This window comes from Janthinobacterium sp. MP5059B (assembly GCF_001758645.1).
GTDB lineage: Bacteria > Pseudomonadota > Gammaproteobacteria > Burkholderiales > Burkholderiaceae_D > Janthinobacterium > Janthinobacterium lividum.
Genome location: NZ_LRHX01000006.1, coordinates 12,662 through 32,555, shown reverse-complemented (window position 1 = coordinate 32,555; position 19,894 = coordinate 12,662). Strand labels below are relative to the sequence as shown.

The window sequence follows — 19,894 nt, the reverse complement described above, 5'->3', positions numbered from 1 at the left end:
AGCATGGTCTTTCCTTTGCAGTGACAGCAGACCAGCCCACTGTAACGCGAACACCGGGGCCAGGCTAATATCAAATCAGGCAGTCCCCGATCTCGAAAAGGCATACGATTGATTTCCATCAGACAGTTCCGCTATTTTGTCGAAGTCGTCGATGCGGGCAGCTACTCGCGCGCGGCGGAAAAGCTGTACATCGCGCAGTCGGCCCTGAGCCGGCAAATCAAGGAGCTGGAAGGTGAAGTACAGGCCCTGCTGCTCACGCGCGACGCGCGCCATATCGAACTGACGCCCGCGGGACAGGTCTTTTATGAGCGGGCCAAACGCATCCTCGAAGACATCGACGAAACCGTGCGCCAGACGCGCCACGTGGGACAAGGGGCGCAAGGCATCGTCCGCCTGCTGCATTCGAGCTCCGTCACCCTCACGCCAGCCATCGGCGCCGTACTGAACCGCCTGCTGGCGCAGTTTCCCGGCGTTTCGCTCGATGTATCAAAAGGGTCGTCGGAAAACCAGGCCGCCGACATCGAGGAAGGCCGCGCCGACCTGGGCCTGGTGCGCCTGCCCACCCTGCGCAAGCATGCCAACATCGTCGTGCGCGAGCTGTTTACAGAAAAGCTGGTGGTGGCCGTGTCAGCGACGTCGCCATTGGCCGCGCTGGAGCGCACGACCATCGCGGCATTGCGCGACGAAGCCTTCGTCTCGATCCCGCACAAGGACCGCGGAGGCCTGAGCTACCTGGTGGCGGGCCTGTGCCTGGCGCAGGGCTTTTTCCCCAAGGCGGCGCGCGCCCTGTCGCGCAAGACATCGCAGCTGAACCTGATCGAAGCCAATATGGGCATCGCCATCGTCCCTGACAGCATGCGCCTGGTGGCGCCGCCCGGCGTGCGTTTTATTGCGCTGCCGGACGAGGAATCGCATTCCGTCGTCGGCCTGATCTCGCCGCGCGCGGCCAGCGGCATGGTGGCCGCGTTTACGGAGGCGTTCGTGCGCGAGATGAATGCGCTGGCAGCGGCGGATTAACCCTCCGCATACAGCGCCGCATCCACGTCGCGCACGGCCGCCATCAGCAAGGCCAGCTTCATGACATCGAGCTTGCCGTCCGTGCGCACGCGCGAGCACAGGTCGATGCCGTAGGGGCGTACCTGGCGCAGCGCGTCGGCTACGTTGGTGTCGTCCAGCCCGCCGGCCAGGAAGACGGGACGGGGACTGGCGCGCACGAAGCGCGCGCTGATGCTCCAGTCATGCGTGCGGCCCGTGCCGCCCAGTTCCGGGACCTGCGCGCCGGGACGGCCGGAGTCGAGCAAAAACGCATGGACGTGGGGCGCATAGGCGGGGATCAGCGCCAAAGCCTCGGGCCCCTCCACGTGGATCACCTGCACGCGCCGCACGTGCGGCAGCAAGCGCGCCAGCTGCGCCACTTCGCCGGGGTCGATATGGCTGACGATCTGCACGGTGGACGGCTGCGTGGCGCGCACGTGTTCGGCGATGGCTTGCGCCGTCGTCTCGGAAGTCAGCAGGAACGTGGCCACGGGCGGCGGCGTCCAGGCGGCGATCTGCGCGATGCGCGCGTCGGGAATCGGGCCGGGGCCGGATGGCATGGCCGCCACCAGGCCCAGCGCGTCGGCGCCGGCGGCAATGGCCAGTTGCGCTTCGTCGATGGAAGCGATGCAGCAGATCTTGATGCGGGTTCTCATGGCCTTGCGTGTTCAGTCCGGATGATCAACATTACAACACAGGGCGGCGCACACGCCAAGGCACGCGGTCAAGGCCGCGCACGATTGTGTGCCGGAATGGGGCGCGCCCACCTCGTCTCGACGGAAGGCCACGCCATGCCGCCGAAAAACCACCACCAGCGCAGCAGCGGGCAGGGGCCGATCCTCTGGCGCCTGATCGTCAGCCCGCGCTGATTGACATGCGCCAGGCGGCGGACGATACTTGCTTTATCCGGCATCGCCATTGGAACGTCACTGGAACACCAGCATGCGTATCGTCGACTTTGAAGTCCGCAAGGAGTGCCCGCCGCAGTTGTGCGATTGCGAACGCGAGCGCCTGCTCGACGATGCGCAGGCGGACCTTGCCATCCTGCGCCTGAACCTGACGGAAGAAAAGCGCCTGCTGGCGCACATCGAGCAGATCGACAGCTATACGCAGCTAAAGAAACTGCAAGAGCGCTTGAAGAGCAACCTGGGCGTGGACTTGCAGATTGCACCGGGCAGCGGCGAAGTGCGCACCGTGCGCGGCTTCCAGATCCGCCTGCTGGAGCGGCCCGGCCTGTGCCGCAAGACGCGCGCTGCCATTCCGGCCGCCGTGCGCCGCTGCCTGGCCGCGCATCCCGAGATCGCGTTTGCGATCTTGAATGAAAACGATTTGCTGGGTGGGGTGTGAGCCGAGTGCGAATGTCGGATTACGCTCCGCTAATCCGACCTACGCCGTGCGGATGGGAATGACCTTGCCCTTCGCTTCACGCGCCCTTAACTGTCCGCAGCCGCCCTCCACGTCCTGCCCGGCCGAATCGCGCAATTTGGTCAGCACGCCGCGCGCGTGCAGGCCGGCGGCAATGGCGCGCGCCTTTTCCCAGCTGGGGCGCTTGAACGGCAAGTCGTCGATGGTGTTATACGGGATCATGTTCAGCACCGCATATTTCCCCTGCAGGAGCGCGACGATGCCATCCATCTCGTCCTGGCCATCGTTGATCCCTTCCATCAGTGTCCACTGGTACTGCACCGGGTAGCCGGTCAGGCGCGCATACGACTCGCCGAAGTCCACCAGTTCGCGCGGCGACAGCCTGGGCGCGCGCGGCAGCAACTGTTCGCGCAGCTCCGGCTTGCTGGTGTGCAGGGACAGGGCCAGCGCCGGCTTGACGCGACCTTGCGGCAGGCGCTCGAAGGCCCGCGGGTCGCCCACGGTGGAAAACACGAGGTTCTTGTGGCCGATATTGCCCTCGGTGCCCAGCAGCTCGATCGCTTCCATCACATTGTTCAGGTTATGCGCCGGCTCGCCCATGCCCATGAAGACGACTTTTTTCACGGGGCGCAGGGTGCGCGCCAGCACCACCTGCGCGACAATTTCTCCGCTGCTCACTTGCCGTATCAAGCCATCGCGGCCCGTCATGCAGAACTGGCAGCCGACGGCGCAACCGACCTGGCTGGACACGCACAAGCCATCGCGCGGCAGCAGCACGCTTTCCACCGTCTGGCCATCGTGCAGTCCCACCAGCAGGCGCGCCGAACCGTCGGCGCCCGGATGGGTGCTGAGCAATTTCAGCATGCCCTGCAGCTCGAGATCGAGCGCGGGCAAGGCCTCGCGCACGGGCAGCGGCAAAAAATCCTCGGCGCGGCGCCGGCCCTGGTCGTGCGGCTGCCCCTGTATCCAGTCGCGCAGCACGCGCTGTTCATGCAGGGGCTTGGCACCCAGGGCGCGCAGGCGCTGGCGGAGATGGTCGATTTGCATGGCGTCTGAAATAAAAAAACGGCGCGCCGGCAGGAATGCGAGGCGCGCCGCGGATGGCAAGGAGGAGCTTAGACTTTTTTCACGAACTCGGTTTTCAGGCTCATGGAACCGAAGCCGTCGATCTTGCAGTCGATATCGTGGTCGCTGTCGACCAGGCGGATGTTCTTGACCTTGGTACCCATCTTGACGACACCGCCGCCGCCCTTCAGTTTCAAGTCCTTGATGACGCTGACCGTGTCGCCGTCCTGCAGGATATTGCCGGCCGCATCGCGGTACACGCGAGCGCCCTCTTCCGCCGCTTCGCCAGCCGTGGCCGACCATTCATGCGCGCATTCAGGGCAGATCAACTGGCTGCCATCTTCGTACGTGAATTCGGACTTGCATTGCGGGCATGGTGGTAATGTGCTCATTTTATTCTCTGTCTGGTGAACAGCGCGTGCTGTAAAAGCCGACAGTATAGTGCCTACGCCCCGCATCAGCGCGCTTTTTTCGCCATCATTGTCAAGGACGGCGAATAATCTCGATGGTGCTGTGGACAATTTCCTCGTGGATGCCGATGCGCGCGCGCAGCTCGGCGCCTGTCAGCGCGGGATCGCGGCTGACGACGGACAAGGCGCACGAATACAGCTGCTTGCCGACTCGCCACACGTGCAGGTCGACGATGCGCGGCGTGTCGTCGGCGCTTTCCACTTCCACCGCCTCGCGGATTTCGGCCACCACCGGATGGTCCATTTCGCGGTCCAGCAAGACCTTGCCCGTCTCCTGCATCAGTTTTTTCGCCCACAGCGCCACCAGCACGGCGCCCGCGACGCCCATCACGGGATCGAGCCAGCTCCAGCCGTAAGCCCACGCGCCGCCCAGCGCAAGGATGGCCAGCACGGACGTGGCGGCATCGGCCAGCACGTGGATGTAGGCGGCCTTCATGTTCAGGTCTTCGCCATGGTGGTGGCCGTGATGGTCATGCTCGTCGTGGCCGTGACCATGGTGATGGTCATGGTCATGGTGCCCGCCGAGGATCAGCGCGCACACGAGGTTGACCACCAGGCCGAAGGCCGCCACGGCCATCGCCTGCGGATAGTGGATGGGCTGCGGCGAGAACAGGCGTTCGACGGAAGCGGCCACCATCAGCACGGCCACGCCCAGCAGCAGGATGGCGCTGGTGTAGCCGGCCAGTACTTCGATCTTCCACGTGCCGAAGGCAAAGCGCGGGTCGCGCGCATAGCGGCGCGCGGCCGCATACGCAAACGCGGCCAGGCCGATGGCCAGCGCGTGCGAACTCATATGCCAGCCATCGGCCAGCAGGGCCATGGAGTTGTACCACCAGCCAGCGACGATTTCCAGTGCCATGGTGGCCAGGGTGATCCACATGACGATGCGCGCGCGGCGTTCGGCCCTGCCATTGCTGCTGTCAAAAACGTGTTCGTGCTGCCAGGCGGAGAGGTCTTCGCCAAGGGATTGCGCTTTCATGGCATTCTCCTTATTTGAGGTAGGTGCGCAGGATGCCCGCGATGTCGTCGGCGCCCCTGGCCCGTTCGTCGCCGGAGATATCGGGACTGGCCACATGCTCGCGCAAGTGCTCTTCGATCACTTCGGCCATCAGGCCGTTCACGGCGCCGCGCACGGCGGCGATCAGCTGCAGCACTTCGCCGCAGTCGCGCCCCTCTTCCAGGCCCCGCTCCAGGCCCTCCACCTGGCCGCGGATGCGCTTGACGCGATTAAGCAACTTGGTCTTGTTGTGCGCCGTGTGTCCCATGATTTCACCTCGATAAATACTATAGGGGGGTATACTATCAGAAAGCGCACGACGTGCGGCAAGGCGTAAAAAAGCCGCGCATCCTCGCGGATGGGCGGCATATCAGACAGGAACAGGCGCTATGGCGCCGGCGCGATCTTCTGCAACTTGCTGGCCAGCGAGGCATCGGATAATTCGCCCAGGTGCGTATCGACCAGTCGCCCCTGCGCATCATAAAACAGGGTGGTGGGCAGGGCCGAGGAGCCGGCCGCCTTGCCCAGCGCCGCCTCGCTGTCGAGCACCACATTGCGCAGAGTTACACCGCTCCTGTCCAGGAAAGCGCTGGCCGCCGCCGCATCCTCGCGCTGGTTCGCATACACGAAGACGATATCGGCGCGCGCCTGCTGCGCGGCAGCCAGCACGGGCATCTCGCGCCGGCATGGCGGACACCAGCTGGCCCACAGGTTGACCACCATGGGCTTGCCGCCGGCCAGCGCCGCCAGGGTCACCGGCGCGCCACCGATAGCCCGCAGCGCCACGGCCGGCAAGGCTACCGGCTTGTCGTAGGCCAGCGAGATCCCTGCACTCAGCACGCCCCAGGCCAGCGCGCCGGACGCGACGCTGATGGCCAGGGGACGGCGCATGGCCGCCATGGCGGGACGCCGGCAGCGCCACGCGGCGATGGCCAGGGCAGCCGCGATGCCGGCCGGCGCCATGAAACCGCCATCGCGGATATTGATGATGGACCAGGGCGCCGCCAAGGGGGAGCTGAAGTACTGCTCATGCCAGCGCAAGACGAATGCCAGCCGCGCCGCCAGCAAGCCTGCAATCAGCATGTCGGAAACGAGGGGGCCGGCATCCGGCAACTGGCGATAGCGCCGCAGCCAGCCCGCCACGCCGTAGGCGACGCCCAGGCAAACGAACAGCAGGACGAGCCCCGTGGGCAGGGTCAGGGGACCGATTTGCAGGGACAGCATGGGCGCTTTCAGGAACGTCGAGGGACGGCCATTGTGGCCCATGCGGATTAAGCGGGCGTTAAGAAGCGGCCAACGCTTCCTTGCGCACGAAATGCATGGCTTGCGGCTGGTCGACCAGCACGCACTGCTTGCCCGTGCGCTTGCAGTGGTCATGCACGCGCCAGTAGGCGTCGTGGCTGACGCAGCCCGTCTGGCAAATCACCAGGTCGGCCGCCACCAGGCCCGCTTCCAGCGCCGCCGCATCGTCGGCGCCATCGTCGCCGCCCGCGTGATGCAGGAAGCGGCCGCCGGCCTGCTCGATGGCTAGTTGCGCCGCGTTGGCGCCACCCGCATCCTTGCCCGGCTCCAGACTTGAATAGTGGCCCACATACAGCACGGCCTTTTCGCGCACGTCGGCCTGCAAGGCGGGCGACGGCACCCACTGCAGGCGCAGCAATTCGCGCATCAGGTCCTGCACGCGCTCACCGAGCCACTCGACCTTGCGCGCCAGCCGTGCCCGCGTGGGCAGGCCCGGTGCCGCGGCCGCCAGTTCGGCCAATTCGTCGCGCGCCAGCGCCAGCTTCGTATCGCGGATCACCACCTGCGCCCGCGCGCGCATCAATTCCGATTCCAGCTGCGCGATGCGCGCTGCCTGCGCGGCCAGCTGCGCACTGCAGCGGGCCTGCGCCCGCCCATACTCGCCCATCAGCACGCGATGCTCATGCGCGATCAAATCCTCATTGCCGTACATACTGCCCATCATGCCCTCCCTCACCATGCATGGCGCCATGGCGCCGGCCCATCGCCACCCCATTGAGCCGCATTATAAATGAGAATCATTATTATTTGTCTATGCGCGTGCGCGCAGTAGGGGTATCGGGTGGCCGCCAGCGTCACGCAGCTGGTGGACAAGACAGCAGGCGCTGCCATACGTCGTCCTGCACCTGCCGCACCTGCCGCAGGCCGTCAGGGCCACGATAGATTCCCAGCGTGTTCGGCCACGCCATATCGATGAACAACAAGCGTGCCGGATCGATCAGCAGGGACTGCCCTACATAATGACCCTTGATCTCGCCCTTGTTGACGGTCAGCAGGCGCGCGCCGCCCGCAAGCGTCCGCTCGTCCAGCGCCACGCCGCTGCGCTCAGCCACATCGCGCAGCCAGCGTTCGCGCCAGCGCGCCTGCTCCTCGAACTGCCCGTTGGGTGGACGGTCCAGCTTGACGACGGCCGCCACGGGACCGTCAATGCCCGCCTGCAGCGAAAAGCCCATGCGTTGCTGCAGCTCGACCGTGTACGTCTCGCCCTTGACGTCGATCTGGTAGCGCCCCGTCCCGTCCTGCACCAGCAGGTCAGCCTGATGGTAGGAAGGTTTGACGCAATTGGCGTACTGATAGACGAGCACGTCAAGAAACGGGGGTGCGGCCGGCGCGGATGCCGCCATGGCGGGCGACAGGGCGGCACACAGGGCCGCGGCGGCCGCGCATTTCATCATACTCATGCTTGCTCCGGTTCATGTGGAAGACGATGGCAGCCAAACAATACCCAGGGCGCGCCATCTTGTCGCTCATAGTAGCTATTTTGCATATTTCTTTCTGGTACACGATTCAATTGAATCACGCTTGTTCGATCACTCTTTCTAAGGTGTAATCTTGCAAACAAGTTATTGAGCTACCGTACCTTCACCATACCATTTGTATCCGGATGCGCTCCAGATGCGGATGCCCGGCCTGGAACAAGGAACAAGAATGCAAACGCTGGACGAACAGGATTTTCTGGCCAGGCGCAGGGAACCGCGGCTGTCATATGCCATCTATCTTGAAAGCAAGGAAAGCCAGGACGAGGGCTACGACATGGTGGAAGCCGGCTTGCAACAACCGGAAGAAGTGCTGCGAAATATTCCACCAGAAAACTTCATGACGGCTACGCGCCAGCGGGCCTGGGATGGGATCGACCAGCTCGCCCTCGCCTACAGCGCCGGCCACCCGCTCGACGAGTTGCGCGCGTCGTATCCCACGATACTCGGCTACTGGCTGGCCTTTGCCCGGTATGACATGATATTTGACGCTCAGGCCTGCGAGGCCGAACAGGGATTTCCCCACTTCGCCCTGCCCGGCGACGCGTATGAACAAGTCAACCGCATGGTCTGCCTCGGCATTCTGCTCGGCTGGGGCAGTTTGCTGCCCAAGCTGGCGCCGGTCATCGATTTCAACAACCATGAAAAGGATGGCTTGCTGGAACGGCTGCTGGCCTGCTTCGTCGCCGGCAGGGATAGCGCCTGGCCCGCATGCACGCGCCACGGGCCCTACATCAACACACTCAAGATATTCGCGGCAGAAAAAGATGCGCGTCCCGCGCTGATGCAGGAGTACCTGCGGCAATGGTATGACGCCAGCCGCCGCGAGCCCTATTACGACAGCCACCAGCGCGATACGTCGTTCTGGGGCTACTGGTCGTGGGAAGCGGCCGCCATCACCTGCGTGCTCGGCATCGACGACAGCAGCTATCGCGACGCGCCCTTCTACCCGGCCGACCTGGCGGCATTCTGCCGGATACAGGGAATCGGCGCCAAAGCATGACAGCCATCGCCGCCGTCACCCATCCCTTTCCAGGCATGTATGCCATCGTCGATCCTGTCACTGGCGAAACCTGTCTGGAAACGTTTTCCGCTGCAGCGGCCCGCGCGCCATGACGGTTGTTCAGGCCGCCACCTGCGCGCCGGCATGCAAGCGGCGCCAGAATGGCGCAGTGGGCCAGCGCTGCTCCCAGCCGTAATACTGCTGGCGCTGCGCCAGGTACTGCGCATGGCGCTGCGCTACCGTGTGCGCCACCGCGCCCAGGGTGGCGTGGCCAGCGATGGCCCCGGCGGCCGCCATGCCGTTGGCCAGCGCCTTGACGATGCCTTGCGAGGTGACGGGATCGTAGGCCGAAGCGGCGTCGCCGATGGCCAGCCAGCCGTCGCCATGCAGTTGGTCGAGGCAATAGGACGGCGCGGGAAAACTCTGCACGCCGCCTGCCAGCGGCACCGCGCCGCGGGCCAGCGCGGCCGTGTTGGGCGCGGCCGCCAGCCATGCCAGCCAGTGTCCGGCAAGCTGCAGGCGCCGCGCCTTGACGGTGGCCGCATCGCTGTAGAACGCCAGCAGCAAGGTGGCGTCGGGCAGGTGGGCGCCATACCACCAGCCATGTTCGACGGCTTCCAGGTGCGTCAGGCCGGAACGGGGGCCATCGGGCGCCGCGAAGCGCATGGCCAGGCAGACCAGCGGCAGCGTTTCCACCTTGCGGCTGCCGCGCTGGCGCGCGAAGACGGCGCGCGTGCCGCTGGCGTCGACCACCAGGTCGGCATGGATGGTAGCCGGGCGCGGGTGCGCCGGATCGCCCAGCATCAATTCCAGGGCAAAGCCGCCGCCTTGCGCCGGGGCCGACGCGGCCAGGCTGGCGCGCAGCAGCACTTCCGCCCCGCGCAGGCGCGCCTGCCGCGCCAGGAAGCCATTGAAGCGGGACCGCTCCAGGTGCCAGCCGTGTCCCAGCGGATGCAGCAGCGCGTCGTTGTAGCCGCGCTTGTCGCTGCCCCACCAGGAACAGCTGCCATGGCAAGGCGCATGCGCTTCGGCGAAAAATTCCTGCGCAATGCCCAGCGCCTGAAACAGGCGGTTGGCTTCGGGCGGAATGCTCTCGCCGATGCGAAATTGCGCGTAGTCGCCCGCCTCGATCACGAGCACGTCGTGCACGCCATGCTGCGCCAGCGCCAGCGCGCAGGCGCAGCCGGCCGGGCCGCCGCCGATGATGGCGACCCGGTAGCGCTGCCGCGATGGCGCTACCGCGCCGGGACTGTCTGCAAACACCGCCATCAGGGCTTCGGTTTCGGCTGCGGCTTCGGCCGGTACACCTTGTCGATGGCCGTGTTGCGCCAATACTCGACCAGGTTGCTTTCATCGCTGTCGAACAGGCTCTCGACTTCCAGGTAGTAATCCTTGCAGATGGCCTTCTCGCCCGCCTTGCGCGCAATCGCCGTGCTTTGCACGACCACGCCGATGCGGTGCCAGTTCAGCAGGAACTGCGCGCGGTCCTGGTAGCGGCCCACATGCATGGCGGGCCGGTCGATTTCCGCATTCTCCGGGGTGGTCGATGGCACTTCATCGGCCCGCGTGCCCTTGCCGCGCACGGAATAGCGCGGCGTCGCCAATTCGCCGCCGTTGGCGACGACGTCGTCGTACGTGTACACGGCCACGGGCCGCTGCGCCGGCCAGGAGGAGTACAGCAAGGTATTGTAGCCATTGCCCTTGATCGCCGTGGCCGCATCGATCGCCTGCTGGTTATTGCGCACCGTGCCGCCGGGATTCGGATCCGGCAGATGCGTGGCGCACGAGTTGTAATCGGTATGCCACGGCAAGGCCATGAACTTCGACACGTCGCCGGGCTGCACTTCGCCGCCGCGCAGCGGCATATAGCCTGCGCCGAGGAAAGGCTGGTCCCTGACGGCGGCCGGGTAATCGAGATGCTGTGCATTGATGCGGAACGGGCCGCCGCCATCATGGCGCCGCCACGCCTGCCGGTACAGGCCGGGGTCGCGCACGATAAAACCCATCTCGATGCCGGGGCTGTAGCGGCCGCCCAGGCAGTTGAACAGGACAGTACGGTCGAGCGCTTCGCCCGCGCCCAGCAGGAAATCGCCGCTGTCGGCCACATACTGGCCATGCGCCCATTGATCCATGAAAAAATACTGGGCACGGGTCAGGGTCAGCAGGCTGCTGCCCGCATCGCCCAGCGACAGCGGCATTTGCGGCTTCAGCGACGGCGCGCCCGTCTGGTCGGGATGGCGGATGAAATTCATGATCGGGTAGGTCAGGCCTGCCGCCTTCATCTTGCCCAGCAAGTCGTGCTCCTTGATCGCCCTGGGCGGCAAGCTGGTCGTCCAGCGCTGCAGCGAGGCCGCGCGCAGGATGGGCTGGACATCGGTGCTGAAGTTGCTCCGGTAGCCCGTCTGGTAGCTGCCATCCGCATACACGGCGGGCCGCAGCGCCATTTTTTCCAGCCAGGTGCAATACAGGTCGTCCCACAGCGATACGACGTTCGCCGTTTGCGGCGCATACGACGGGTCGCTCGATATCACCCAGGCGCTGCCCTCGACGCTGCGCGCCGTGCCGTCGGCGAAGAGCAGCATGGCCGTGACGGGGCCATCGGCCACGTCATCGAACCAGTTGTCGTTGTTGACATTGTCGTGCAGGACGGCGGCGGCCGAGTAATTGCCTTGCGCGTCGAAGCCGCATGCCTTGCCATAGCCGCCCAGCACCAGCAATCTGCCATTCTTTTCCGTCGTGATGGCGCCCAGCGACGCGATGATGGCGCCAGGGCCCTGCGCCGGCGCGCCAGGCTGCCCGCCGCGCGGGAACGACACGGGATAGTCGGGCAGGTTGCGCACGGCGCCGCTGGCCGCCTCCGCGCACGACGGCAGCGTCGATGTGTCGAACTGCTGCACGCCCTGGCGCGAAGCCTGCACGCTGCGCGGTCCGGGGTCGATGACCAGCAGCTTCAGGCGCAGCGGGTCGGCCGGCGTGCCGAAGTGCGGCGAGCCCGGCTCGCCAAAGGCCGGATTGCGCAGGGCTGGCGCGCCATTGTTTTGGAAGGGCGCCACGCCGTCCCCGCCCTCCCAGCTATTGGCTTTCTTGTTGGCCAGATGGACGGTCCAGATGATGTCCTTGACGATCTTGCCATCGACCATGCTGCCGATGGCCACTTCGGCCGCCGCGCCCCGCCTGCCCAGCGGATAGGATTCCACGCCGTCCGCCGCGTCGAACGCATACTGGTAAATGCGGAAGCGGGCCGCCTGCCGCTTGAGTTTTCCGCTCGCGTCGCGCAATTCGGTGCTGGCGATTACCGTGTTTTCCGTGCCGGGCCGGATCGGCAAGCCGCCCGTGCCATCCTGGCCATCGAGCGGCATGCCGGCCGGGCTTTCCGGGCCCAGATAGTATTCTTCGCTGTTGCCGACGCGGGCGATGCCGATGACCGGGTGAATTCTCAAACCTGTGTATGCCATGCTGAACTCCTGATCATCAAGGGTGTCTGTGCCGGTTGGCCAACGCATCACGGCTGCATGCCGTCCCTGACCCACTGGTCGAAGATATCGATGCCTTCCTGCGGCATCGGGCCGTCGGGCGGCATCGGGTGCGGCGCGGACTTGACATACTCGCCTTCCCGCCCTCCCGGCGCACGCAGGCGATGCCCGGCCTCCACCAGCCATTTTTCCTTGCGGCTGTCATAGTCGTAACCGTGGATGGCCACCTGGATCTGCCACGCAAACGCCTTCACGCTCGCATAGTCGTTCAGATACAGCCGCTGCACGCCCGTCGAATCCGGGTTCGACAGCTTGACCTTGTTCATGTCGGCCACATAGCGGGAAAACAGGCCCTGCACATCGCGCTTGAAGCTGGTTTGTTCGCTCATGGCTTGCTCTCCTCATACGTGGGTTCGGCAGGTTTGCGCCGGTCGACAAGCTGGATCACGGGCGTGGAAAAATCGCCTTGCCGTATCAGGCCGCGGCCCTTGTCATTGGTGGTGATGGCCGCCGTGATGCGCCAGGCCTGCCTGCGCTTTTTGGGAACCAGGCTGTCGACGATGCCGGTGATATCCGTTTCGATGACATACTTGTCATGCTGGTGATGGCCGGACAAGGCCCAGTGGCTGGTGCTGGTCACCAGGTAGCGGTCGCGGAACGACTTGTCGCCGATGCGCGCGGCCACGTTGGCCGGATACAGGTAGATATCGGCCTGAAAACTGTAGTCTTCATCCGCATGGGCGCGGTCCAGCACCATGTTGGCCCGCTTGTCGCTGGCGACCCGCCGCGCCGGGATCTTGTAGGCCCCCGTGACGGTCAGGTCTGGCCTGGCAACCGCGCCATCGGCCGCATCGTCGCTGAGCAAGGCGGCGAACAGGCTTTTCTGGTTGTCGCCGAATACAAACCCCGCCTGCTGGTGCCGGTCGATCAGGGCCTGGATATCCTTCTTGCGGGCAAACTCGCCGCCATAGCGCGGCTGGAAGCCATAGCCCTGCCGGATCGTGTCGAAGTACAGGTTCGCCTGGCCCATGTTGGCCGTGTAGTCGCCCGAGTCACCGCGCTGGGCATCGCCGCTGCCTGCGCTCCAGCCGACGGGCCGGGGCAGGCTGGCGTCCTGCTCGCTGCGCATGAACGCCGTGCGCCCGCTGCCGCGTATGCCGGCATCGCCATGCTCGTCGAGCCACTTCTCGAAACTGTAGTCGAGGAAATTATGGAAAGCATAAAACAGCGGATCGAGGCCGGCCGTGACGTTGTCGCCCATGTTGCCGCCCATATAGGTGGCGTGCATGTGATTATGGATCTTCGTTTCCAGGTTGCCGCCGCCCAGGCTGCCGTATTCGTCGCCGCCGAAATCGGCCCAATCCATGTAGTAGATCTGGTAGGCCAGCAAGTTGGGCGAAGCCGTGGCCAGCGAGCTGTCGAGCCCCTCCCTCTTGCGCGTGGCGTCGTACAGCGGCGAATCGACGTCCTCGAAGGCTTTCGGGTAGCGCACGCCGGAAGGCTTGCGGGTGAAGTTCCAGTACGGCAGCGCGACATTGCGCGTGCTGGGCCCCCGCTCGCCGTTCGGGTCAGCCGCCTGCAAGGCTTGCTCATAGAAATACAGCTGCGCCCGGTGCCATTGCAGGAAGGTGTTTTTCTGGTGTTCGCACTCGCCGGGGAATTCCTCGTGGGCATTGTCCTCGGTCGCCACCTTGTCGAGAAAATAGGCAATGTCGCAGCTGTTGCGCGTGGGATCGCCCAGCAACTGCTTCAGCCTGTCGCCTGGCAAGGCCGCCTGGCGGTCATTGAAGACGTCGACGGAAGTGCAGTTATGCACCCACGCCTGCCACAGGAAGCCGCGCCGGTCGTACACGTTTTCCTGGCTCTTGCGTTTCATTTCGCTCACCGCATGCTTGAAGGTGTCAAGCTCGGCCGGGGTCAGTTCATCGATATTCTTGCGGTAGCGCACGACGCGCGCGCCGCCCGGCTCCGCCTGGGCCAGCAGTTCCGGGCGGCAAGATACGGCCGCCTGCGCTTGCGCCCCGGTGCAGACGCCTGCGCACAGCAGGCCGGCCAGGATGGAAAGGAGTGAAGTTTTCATGCGTAACATGGGCAGTTGCTCCAGAAGCAGGTTGGGAGGGGCGGAAGCGCGCCGGGCGCGCTCCCGCCAGGAACGGTCAGTGTCCGTGTCCGTGTCCGTGTCCGCCCATCTCGCCGCCGCCCTTGCCATCCGGCAGAACCACCTTGACGTTCTGCATCATGCCCTGGTCTTCATGCTCGAGGATGTGGCAATGCAGCACGTATTCGCCGATGTAGCGCTGGTAACGCGTGGCGATCTCGATCTTGTGGTTGGGGATCACCAGCAAGGTGTCTTTCCACGTGCCGAGCAGATCCTTGTATTGCGCATCGATCGCGCCGCCGTCGGTGCGGGTGATGCCGATGATCTGGAAGGGGTTGACGTGAATATGGAAGGGGTGGCTGCCATTCTTTGACGCCAGCTCCCAGATCTGCTCGGTGCCCAGCACCAGCGTGTGGTCGACGCGGTGCGGATCATAGACATTCTTCAGCTCGGGTACCGGCGAGTCTTCCGGCTTGCCTTCCACCATGAAGCGGGTCTTGCCGTCCAACTTGGCAATATTGAAGGTCGCATACTCCTTCTTCTTGCCGCGCATCGCGTCCTTTGCTTCTGCGCTGAAGCCCGCATGCGGGACGAACTTGGCAAGCTTGAGACCATTCTCCAGATCGCCGAGGATGGTGCCCTTGACGCTGTCGGGCAACTGCGCAACGGGCAGGCGCTTGACGGCATTGCGCAACTCGGCCAGCAGGAAATCGCGCGGCGACTCGCCCGCCCTGGCGCGCGCGGCAGCCTTGGCGCTGGTCTTGGCCGTGATCACGCTGATCAGGCGCGTGTTGTTCACGTCATGCATCGTCGTCATGTTATTGAGGTTCGTTTCCGCATACACGCAATACGCGCCGGCCTTCGGCAGCGAAAACAGGATGTCGCTGCGGTAGCCCGGCTGCAGGTAATTGAGGGTCTTGGGGATGATCCTGTCGTGCGTCAGGCCGTCGCTGGCCACTTCGAATTGCGTGACGTCCTCGCCATCGCACAATTCCATCACGTCCTTGTCCTGGTTGGCCACGCCGAGCGCCTGCAACAGCTTTTGCGGATCATTGGCACGGCGGATGCGCAGCACCACGGAAGCCTGGAAGCCCGTATCGATCAGACGCCAGCGGTACAGGCGCTGCGTGTTCATCTTCATCACCGGCTGCACCTTGCCGTTGACGGAGGTATAGCGGCCCGACATCAGCCAGGCATCGGGATCCTTGACCTGCTTGAAATCCTCGAGCATGCCCACCGCCTCCTTGTCGCACGGCTTCAGCGGCGTCAGGCTGTTGCTGGGGCAGTCATAGGGAATTTGCTGCAGCAGCATCACTTCACCGGCGCTGCCGCTGCCATCGTCGGGCTGGAATTGCTTCAGCACGACGTCGAGGTCGCCATTTGCCTTGTCGGTCGGATAGCGGTCGCCTTCGACCACCAGCGCGCCGGCCATGCCGCTGGCGACCTGCATCGCCGTCGCGCCATGCTGGTGCGGGTGATACCAGAACGTGCCAGCCGGATGGTCGATGGGAATATTGTATTCGTACTCGAAATCCACTCCAGGCTTGATCGATATCAGCACATTGTCGCTATTACCCGAAGGCGAGACCCACAGGCCATGCGAGTGCAGATTGGTGTCGTTGAAGCAGCCAGGCGGACGCGGCGCATTGATATCGTCCGTCGCGCACTGCTCGGCCGGCAGCGCCGGCAACTGGTTGTACAACCTGAAGCGCACGGTCTGCCCCGGCGCCATCAAGACGGTGGGCGCCATGAAGGTGGCGGCATTCTCGTCGCGTCCATCGAGCGCCAGGCCGCTCGTCTGCTGGTAGGAGCGCAGGCGCACCTTGTCATGCTTGGCCGTGGTCGGGTTATAGATGCTGCCGTTGGCGTAGCGGATGTACAGGTCGTACGCTTTCTCGTACTCGTCGCGCTTGCTCGCCGCGCGGTTGGCGGGCCTGGCGCGCGCCTTCAGTTTCGGCGGCTCCTGCAGCAGGCGCAGTTCGAGTTTGGGCACGGACTTCAGGTTCAGGTCGAGATTCATATTCACCGTGGTTTCCGCGGCGAAGGCGGCACCGCAGGCGAACGGCATGGCGGCCAGGCACAGCGACAGGCAGCTGCGGGGAAGGCGATTGGACATGACAACTCCTTGATTGGACTCGGCAATGGAAGCATGGCTGGGCATGCGTATTTTTTATTAGTAACATTGCCATTATCCATAATGACAAAGAGTCAATACTCACACTAAGTCACTTGTTGTTTTTATTGCGGAGGGGGGACGGGGGTAGGAATGGGGGTACTGATGGGAGCTGATGCAGAGGGGGCGCTTGCCGCCAGAGCCTGAGGTGAGGGGACGGCGTTGGCCGCTGCGCGGCCAACGGCCCGCGCGGAGCGCGGTGGTTGGGCGATTCGGAGAGGGCTGGGCCGGCACGGCCCAGCCCTTCGAATTCCACCGTTCCGTCCAGACAAATAAAAAAGCCTCCCGCAGGGGAGGCTTTTTTATTTGATTCTGGCGGAGACGGTGGGATTCGAACCCACGATACAGGTATAAGCCGTATGCATCCTTAGCAGGGATGTGCCTTCGGCCACTCGGCCACGTCTCCTAGCTGATTACTCAACTATGTCTCTGTAGCTAACTGCGCTGCAGCGACGAACGTCATAATATCGATTGCCCCCCCTTTGGTCAAGGGCGTGGGGCAATATTTTTGGATATTTAAGCTTTTTCCAGCTCGAACGCTTTATGCAGCGCGCGCACGGCCAGTTCCATGTACTTTTCATCGATCAGCACGGAGATCTTGATCTCGGAAGTGGAGATCATCATGATGTTGATGCCCTCTTCCGACAAGGTGCGGAACATTTGCGATGCGACGCCAACATGGCTGCGCATGCCCACGCCGACGACGGACAGTTTCGACACTTTCGCGTCGCCCGTGATGCTGGCCGCGCCCAGCGATTCGCGGTTCGCTTCCAGCACGGCCAGCGCGCGCGCGTATTCGCCGCGCGAGACGGTGAAGGTGAAGTCCGTTTTACCGTCGACCGACTGATTCTGTATGATCATGTCGACTTCGATGTTCGCGTCCGCCACCGGTCCCAGGATGTGGTACGCCACGCCTGGGCGGTCGGGCACGCCGAGCACGGTGATTTTGGCTTCATCGCGGTTGAAGGCGATGCCGGAGATGACTGCTTGTTCCATGTTTGTATCTTCCTCAAACGAAATCAGGGTGCCTGAATTGGCTTCTATTTCCAGCGGCAACATCGGGTCGGTCAGCGACGACAGCACGCGCGTGGGAACGCGGTAGTTGCCGGCAAATTCCACCGAACGCGTTTGCAGCACTTTGGAACCCAGCGAAGCCAGTTCCAGCATTTCTTCAAAGGTGATGGTCTTCAGGCGGCGCGCCTCGGAGACCACGCGCGGGTCGGTCGTGTAGACGCCGTCGACGTCCGTGAAGATCAGGCATTCGGCCGCCTTCATGGCGGCGGCGATCGCCACGGCCGAGGTGTCGGAACCGCCGCGGCCCAGGGTCGCGATGTTGTCGTGTTCGTCGACGCCCTGGAAACCGGTAATGATGACAATCTTGCCCGCATCGAGGTCGCGTTTGACTTTTTCGTCATCGATCGACTGGATGCGTGCCTTGGTAAAGGCGGAATCGGTCTTGATCGCGACTTGCCAGCCAGCATAGGATACGGCTTGTTTGCCGATCGCCAGCAGTGCCATCGACAATAGGCCGACGGACACTTGTTCGCCTGTCGAGGCGATCATGTCAAGTTCACGGGGATCGGGTTGATCCATGATTTCCTTGGCCAGTCCAATCAGGCGGTTGGTTTCGCCCGACATGGCGGATGGCACCACCACGATTTGATGCCCAGCGTCGTGCCACTTGGCAACGCGCTTGGCGACATTCTTGATACGGTCAGTCGAGCCCATCGACGTACCGCCATATTTGTGGACGATTAAAGCCATAAGAGTGAAGTTTCCGCTCAAGAAGAATAAAAAAGGAGGGCTTTACTCTACATGCCGCAATGCAAAATAACAAGCTAAAAAGCGCATTAGCTCATACCGATTGCGCATATGGAAATAACCAATCCATGCAGTCCAGCTGGCTTGAACAGCCGCTTGCCGGCTACCCCGGGAGTGGCCGTGGCGGCTGCCCTTACGCTCAGCAGGAGAGCCAGCGCAAGGCGACGCGGGGACGATCCAGCAGGCTCAGGCAATGGCAATCGAGGCCAATACCAGCCGCGTACAGCAATTGTTGCGCCGCACAGACAAGGGGCAGGCGTTCGCGCTCCCAGGCGGGCACGTCAAACGCCTGATAATGGTATTTCAAGCTCTTGGTGGGACGGTTCAAGGCCAGTTTCAGGCGCTCGCCGCCCTGGCGGAAATCGATGGTCAAGGTCTGCGCTTGCAACCAGGCAATATCGATACCTTGCCCGCCCTCTTCCACCGCATCGAAATGCAGCACGCCGCCATACGCGGGAAAGGCCAGGCTGGCCTCGCCTTTCCAGGTAAACTCCTGGCTGGCTTTTTCCAGGCCGGGAATGCCCGCATCGCTCTTGTCGCGCATGCCGGCCAGATCATCGAGCTTCGGCGTCAGGTACAGACGGTCGCGATGGCGCCGCACGTGGCACTCGGGGTGTGTGACCAGCAATTGCGCATCGGGCCGCGCTTCCAGCAGCTGCGCCAGCATTTCCGCCAGCCACGCCGTCGACGGCATGCGCAAGCCGCGCGTGCCGAACCAGTGGCGCAGCAGGTTGTAGCAGCGGTCAGCGCTCAGCGCGCGCAATTTCGCCAGTTCGATGCAGTCGCCATCGAGGCAGGCGGCCAAGTCCTGCGTCGCCAGTTCCGTCAACAGGCGCTGCGCCGATTGCGCGTGCTGGGCGCTGCGCGCAAAACGTTCTTGGAAGCCGGGAAAGGCCTGCGCTAGCACAGGCATCACCTGGTGTCGCAAGGCATTGCGGGCAAAGCGGGGGTCGTCGTTCGACTCGTCGTGGATGTGCGCAATCGCGTGTTTCGCCACATAGGCCTCGAGCTGCCTGCGCGACACGGGCAGCAGCGGGCGCGCCATCACCAGGTCCGGGTTGCCCAGCAGCTCGGGCGCGCTGTTGGCGCCATCCATGCCGGACAAGCCCGCCGTGCCGGAGCCGCGCAGCAATTGCAGCAGCACGGTTTCAGCCTGGTCATCCTGGTGGTGGGCCGTCAGCAGCAGGCGCACGCCGTGCGTGGCGCACAACTGGCCCAGGGCCGCATACCGGCGCTTGCGGGCCGCCTCTTCCGTGCCCGTTTTCGCATTCTTTTCCAAGGTGACCTTGCGCGCTTCGAAAGCGATGCCCATGCCGGCGCACAATTGCCCGCAGTGGGCCAGCCAGGCATCCGCATTCGGGCTCAGGCCGTGGTGTACGTGAAACGCGTGCAAGGCCACGCCATGCTCTTGCGCCCAGGCATGCGCCAAGTGCAGCAGGGCCGAAGAATCGAGGCCGCCGCTCAGGGCGATGCCGACCGTCTCGCCGGCTTGCGGTCCGCAGGTTTCCAGCGCGCTGGCAAAGATATCGGCGACGGTGGCGGTTTGTTGCTTTTTCAATGTGGACTCCGGGAATGCAAAGAGGGACAGGCGGCTAAACGGATGGTGTCGTTTAGCGG

General features: G+C 64.0%; 18 protein-coding genes and 1 tRNA gene. 3 read left to right on the top strand and 16 right to left on the bottom strand.

Annotated features, from left to right (window positions below):
- The first annotated feature begins 108 nt into the window (after nucleotides 1–108).
- Nucleotides 109–1,017, top strand: coding sequence for a LysR family transcriptional regulator (locus JAB1_RS04895; RefSeq protein ID WP_034784063.1), 909 nt, complete (start codon nucleotides 109–111; stop codon nucleotides 1,015–1,017).
- Here the strand turns inward: JAB1_RS04895 and JAB1_RS04890 are convergent.
- Nucleotides 1,014–1,691: a phosphoribosylanthranilate isomerase gene (locus tag JAB1_RS04890; protein ID WP_071653295.1), complete on the bottom strand. Its 678-nt coding sequence runs from the start codon at nucleotides 1,689–1,691 to the stop codon at nucleotides 1,014–1,016. The genes JAB1_RS04895 and JAB1_RS04890 overlap by 4 nt on opposite strands.
- Before the next feature lie 286 nt (nucleotides 1,692–1,977).
- Here JAB1_RS04890 and JAB1_RS04885 point away from each other — a divergent pair, with 286 nt between their 5' ends.
- On the top strand, nucleotides 1,978–2,382 hold the full coding sequence (locus tag JAB1_RS04885) for a hypothetical protein (RefSeq protein ID WP_070279031.1): 405 nt from the start codon (nucleotides 1,978–1,980) through the stop codon (nucleotides 2,380–2,382).
- 39 nt (nucleotides 2,383–2,421) lie between these two features.
- Here the strand turns inward: JAB1_RS04885 and JAB1_RS04880 are convergent, their stop codons facing one another.
- The 7 genes from JAB1_RS04880 to JAB1_RS04850 form a co-directional block, all read right to left on the bottom strand.
- Nucleotides 2,422–3,447 (bottom strand): RNA methyltransferase, encoded by a 1,026-nt coding sequence (locus JAB1_RS04880; RefSeq protein ID WP_070279790.1) that lies wholly within the window; start codon nucleotides 3,445–3,447, stop codon nucleotides 2,422–2,424.
- A 68-nt stretch (nucleotides 3,448–3,515) separates the two neighbouring features.
- Nucleotides 3,516–3,857, bottom strand: a complete 342-nt coding sequence (locus JAB1_RS04875) for a zinc ribbon domain-containing protein YjdM (protein WP_034784061.1) — start codon at nucleotides 3,855–3,857, stop codon at nucleotides 3,516–3,518.
- 91 nt (nucleotides 3,858–3,948) lie between these two features.
- Entirely contained in the window at nucleotides 3,949–4,914 is a 966-nt protein-coding gene (gene dmeF, locus JAB1_RS04870; RefSeq protein ID WP_034784059.1) for a CDF family Co(II)/Ni(II) efflux transporter DmeF, read from the bottom strand.
- Between the two features lie 10 nt (nucleotides 4,915–4,924).
- A complete protein-coding gene (locus tag JAB1_RS04865) occupies nucleotides 4,925–5,200 on the bottom strand; it encodes a metal/formaldehyde-sensitive transcriptional repressor (RefSeq protein ID WP_034784058.1) in 276 nt (91 codons plus the stop codon).
- Nucleotides 5,201–5,319: 119 nt separating this feature from the next.
- On the bottom strand, nucleotides 5,320–6,156 hold the full coding sequence (locus JAB1_RS04860) for a TlpA disulfide reductase family protein (RefSeq protein ID WP_070279789.1): 837 nt from the start codon (nucleotides 6,154–6,156) through the stop codon (nucleotides 5,320–5,322).
- 58 nt (nucleotides 6,157–6,214) lie between these two features.
- A complete protein-coding gene (locus tag JAB1_RS04855) occupies nucleotides 6,215–6,754 on the bottom strand; it encodes a DUF2325 domain-containing protein (protein ID WP_175445041.1) in 540 nt (179 codons plus the stop codon).
- A 274-nt stretch (nucleotides 6,755–7,028) separates the two neighbouring features.
- Nucleotides 7,029–7,634, bottom strand: a complete 606-nt coding sequence (locus JAB1_RS04850; RefSeq protein WP_139144434.1) for a hypothetical protein — start codon at nucleotides 7,632–7,634, stop codon at nucleotides 7,029–7,031.
- A 247-nt stretch (nucleotides 7,635–7,881) separates the two neighbouring features.
- On the opposite strand from JAB1_RS04850, the gene JAB1_RS04845 reads away from it, so the two are divergent.
- Complete coding sequence (locus JAB1_RS04845; RefSeq protein WP_070279029.1) at nucleotides 7,882–8,712, top strand: PoNe immunity protein domain-containing protein; 831 nt, start codon at nucleotides 7,882–7,884, stop codon at nucleotides 8,710–8,712.
- Between the two features lie 120 nt (nucleotides 8,713–8,832).
- Here JAB1_RS04845 and JAB1_RS04840 read toward each other — a convergent pair whose 3' ends face one another.
- From JAB1_RS04840 to tilS, 8 genes are all read right to left on the bottom strand, one after another.
- Nucleotides 8,833–9,981, bottom strand: a complete 1,149-nt coding sequence (locus tag JAB1_RS04840) for an FAD-dependent oxidoreductase (RefSeq protein WP_070279028.1) — start codon at nucleotides 9,979–9,981, stop codon at nucleotides 8,833–8,835.
- Complete coding sequence (locus tag JAB1_RS04835; RefSeq protein WP_070279027.1) at nucleotides 9,981–12,167, bottom strand: LodA/GoxA family CTQ-dependent oxidase; 2,187 nt, start codon at nucleotides 12,165–12,167, stop codon at nucleotides 9,981–9,983. The genes JAB1_RS04840 and JAB1_RS04835 overlap by 1 nt, the downstream gene beginning before the upstream one ends.
- A 47-nt stretch (nucleotides 12,168–12,214) precedes the next feature.
- Nucleotides 12,215–12,574, bottom strand: coding sequence for a hypothetical protein (locus JAB1_RS04830; protein WP_034784052.1), 360 nt, complete (start codon nucleotides 12,572–12,574; stop codon nucleotides 12,215–12,217).
- Nucleotides 12,571–14,265: a tyrosinase family protein gene (locus JAB1_RS04825; RefSeq protein WP_175445021.1), complete on the bottom strand. Its 1,695-nt coding sequence runs from the start codon at nucleotides 14,263–14,265 to the stop codon at nucleotides 12,571–12,573. The genes JAB1_RS04830 and JAB1_RS04825 overlap by 4 nt, the downstream gene beginning before the upstream one ends.
- A gap of 76 nt (nucleotides 14,266–14,341) precedes the next feature.
- Complete coding sequence (locus tag JAB1_RS04820; protein WP_139144432.1) at nucleotides 14,342–16,399, bottom strand: multicopper oxidase family protein; 2,058 nt, start codon at nucleotides 16,397–16,399, stop codon at nucleotides 14,342–14,344.
- A gap of 370 nt (nucleotides 16,400–16,769) precedes the next feature.
- Nucleotides 16,770–16,862, bottom strand: a tRNA-Ser gene (locus JAB1_RS04815).
- 110 nt (nucleotides 16,863–16,972) lie between these two features.
- Nucleotides 16,973–18,220 (bottom strand): aspartate kinase, encoded by a 1,248-nt coding sequence (locus JAB1_RS04810; RefSeq protein ID WP_034784049.1) that lies wholly within the window; start codon nucleotides 18,218–18,220, stop codon nucleotides 16,973–16,975.
- 196 nt (nucleotides 18,221–18,416) lie between these two features.
- Entirely contained in the window at nucleotides 18,417–19,835 is a 1,419-nt protein-coding gene (tilS, locus tag JAB1_RS04805; protein WP_070279025.1) for a tRNA lysidine(34) synthetase TilS, read from the bottom strand.
- Nucleotides 19,836–19,894 lie beyond the last annotated feature (59 nt).

Excerpts from the sequence above, each read along its gene's own strand:
- JAB1_RS04890 (WP_071653295.1), bottom strand. The coding sequence starts at position 1,691 with ATGAGAACCCGCATCAAGATCTGCTGCATCGCTTCCATCGACGAAGCG.
- JAB1_RS04830 (WP_034784052.1), bottom strand. The coding sequence starts at position 12,574 with ATGAGCGAACAAACCAGCTTCAAGCGCGATGTGCAGGGCCTGTTTTCC.
- JAB1_RS04860 (WP_070279789.1), bottom strand. The coding sequence starts at position 6,156 with ATGCTGTCCCTGCAAATCGGTCCCCTGACCCTGCCCACGGGGCTCGTC.
- JAB1_RS04850 (WP_139144434.1), bottom strand. The coding sequence starts at position 7,634 with ATGAGTATGATGAAATGCGCGGCCGCCGCGGCCCTGTGTGCCGCCCTG.
- JAB1_RS04875 (WP_034784061.1), bottom strand. The coding sequence starts at position 3,857 with ATGAGCACATTACCACCATGCCCGCAATGCAAGTCCGAATTCACGTAC.
- JAB1_RS04810 (WP_034784049.1), bottom strand. The coding sequence starts at position 18,220 with ATGGCTTTAATCGTCCACAAATATGGCGGTACGTCGATGGGCTCGACT.
- JAB1_RS04825 (WP_175445021.1), bottom strand. The coding sequence starts at position 14,265 with ATGAAAACTTCACTCCTTTCCATCCTGGCCGGCCTGCTGTGCGCAGGC.
- JAB1_RS04885 (WP_070279031.1), top strand. The coding sequence starts at position 1,978 with ATGCGTATCGTCGACTTTGAAGTCCGCAAGGAGTGCCCGCCGCAGTTG.
- dmeF (WP_034784059.1), bottom strand. The coding sequence starts at position 4,914 with ATGAAAGCGCAATCCCTTGGCGAAGACCTCTCCGCCTGGCAGCACGAA.
- JAB1_RS04845 (WP_070279029.1), top strand. The coding sequence starts at position 7,882 with ATGCAAACGCTGGACGAACAGGATTTTCTGGCCAGGCGCAGGGAACCG.
- JAB1_RS04855 (WP_175445041.1), bottom strand. The coding sequence starts at position 6,754 with ATGCGCGCGCGGGCGCAGGTGGTGATCCGCGATACGAAGCTGGCGCTG.
- JAB1_RS04820 (WP_139144432.1), bottom strand. The coding sequence starts at position 16,399 with ATGTCCAATCGCCTTCCCCGCAGCTGCCTGTCGCTGTGCCTGGCCGCC.
- JAB1_RS04865 (WP_034784058.1), bottom strand. The coding sequence starts at position 5,200 with ATGGGACACACGGCGCACAACAAGACCAAGTTGCTTAATCGCGTCAAG.
- JAB1_RS04835 (WP_070279027.1), bottom strand. The coding sequence starts at position 12,167 with ATGGCATACACAGGTTTGAGAATTCACCCGGTCATCGGCATCGCCCGC.
- JAB1_RS04840 (WP_070279028.1), bottom strand. The coding sequence starts at position 9,981 with ATGGCGGTGTTTGCAGACAGTCCCGGCGCGGTAGCGCCATCGCGGCAG.
- JAB1_RS04880 (WP_070279790.1), bottom strand. The coding sequence starts at position 3,447 with ATGCAAATCGACCATCTCCGCCAGCGCCTGCGCGCCCTGGGTGCCAAG.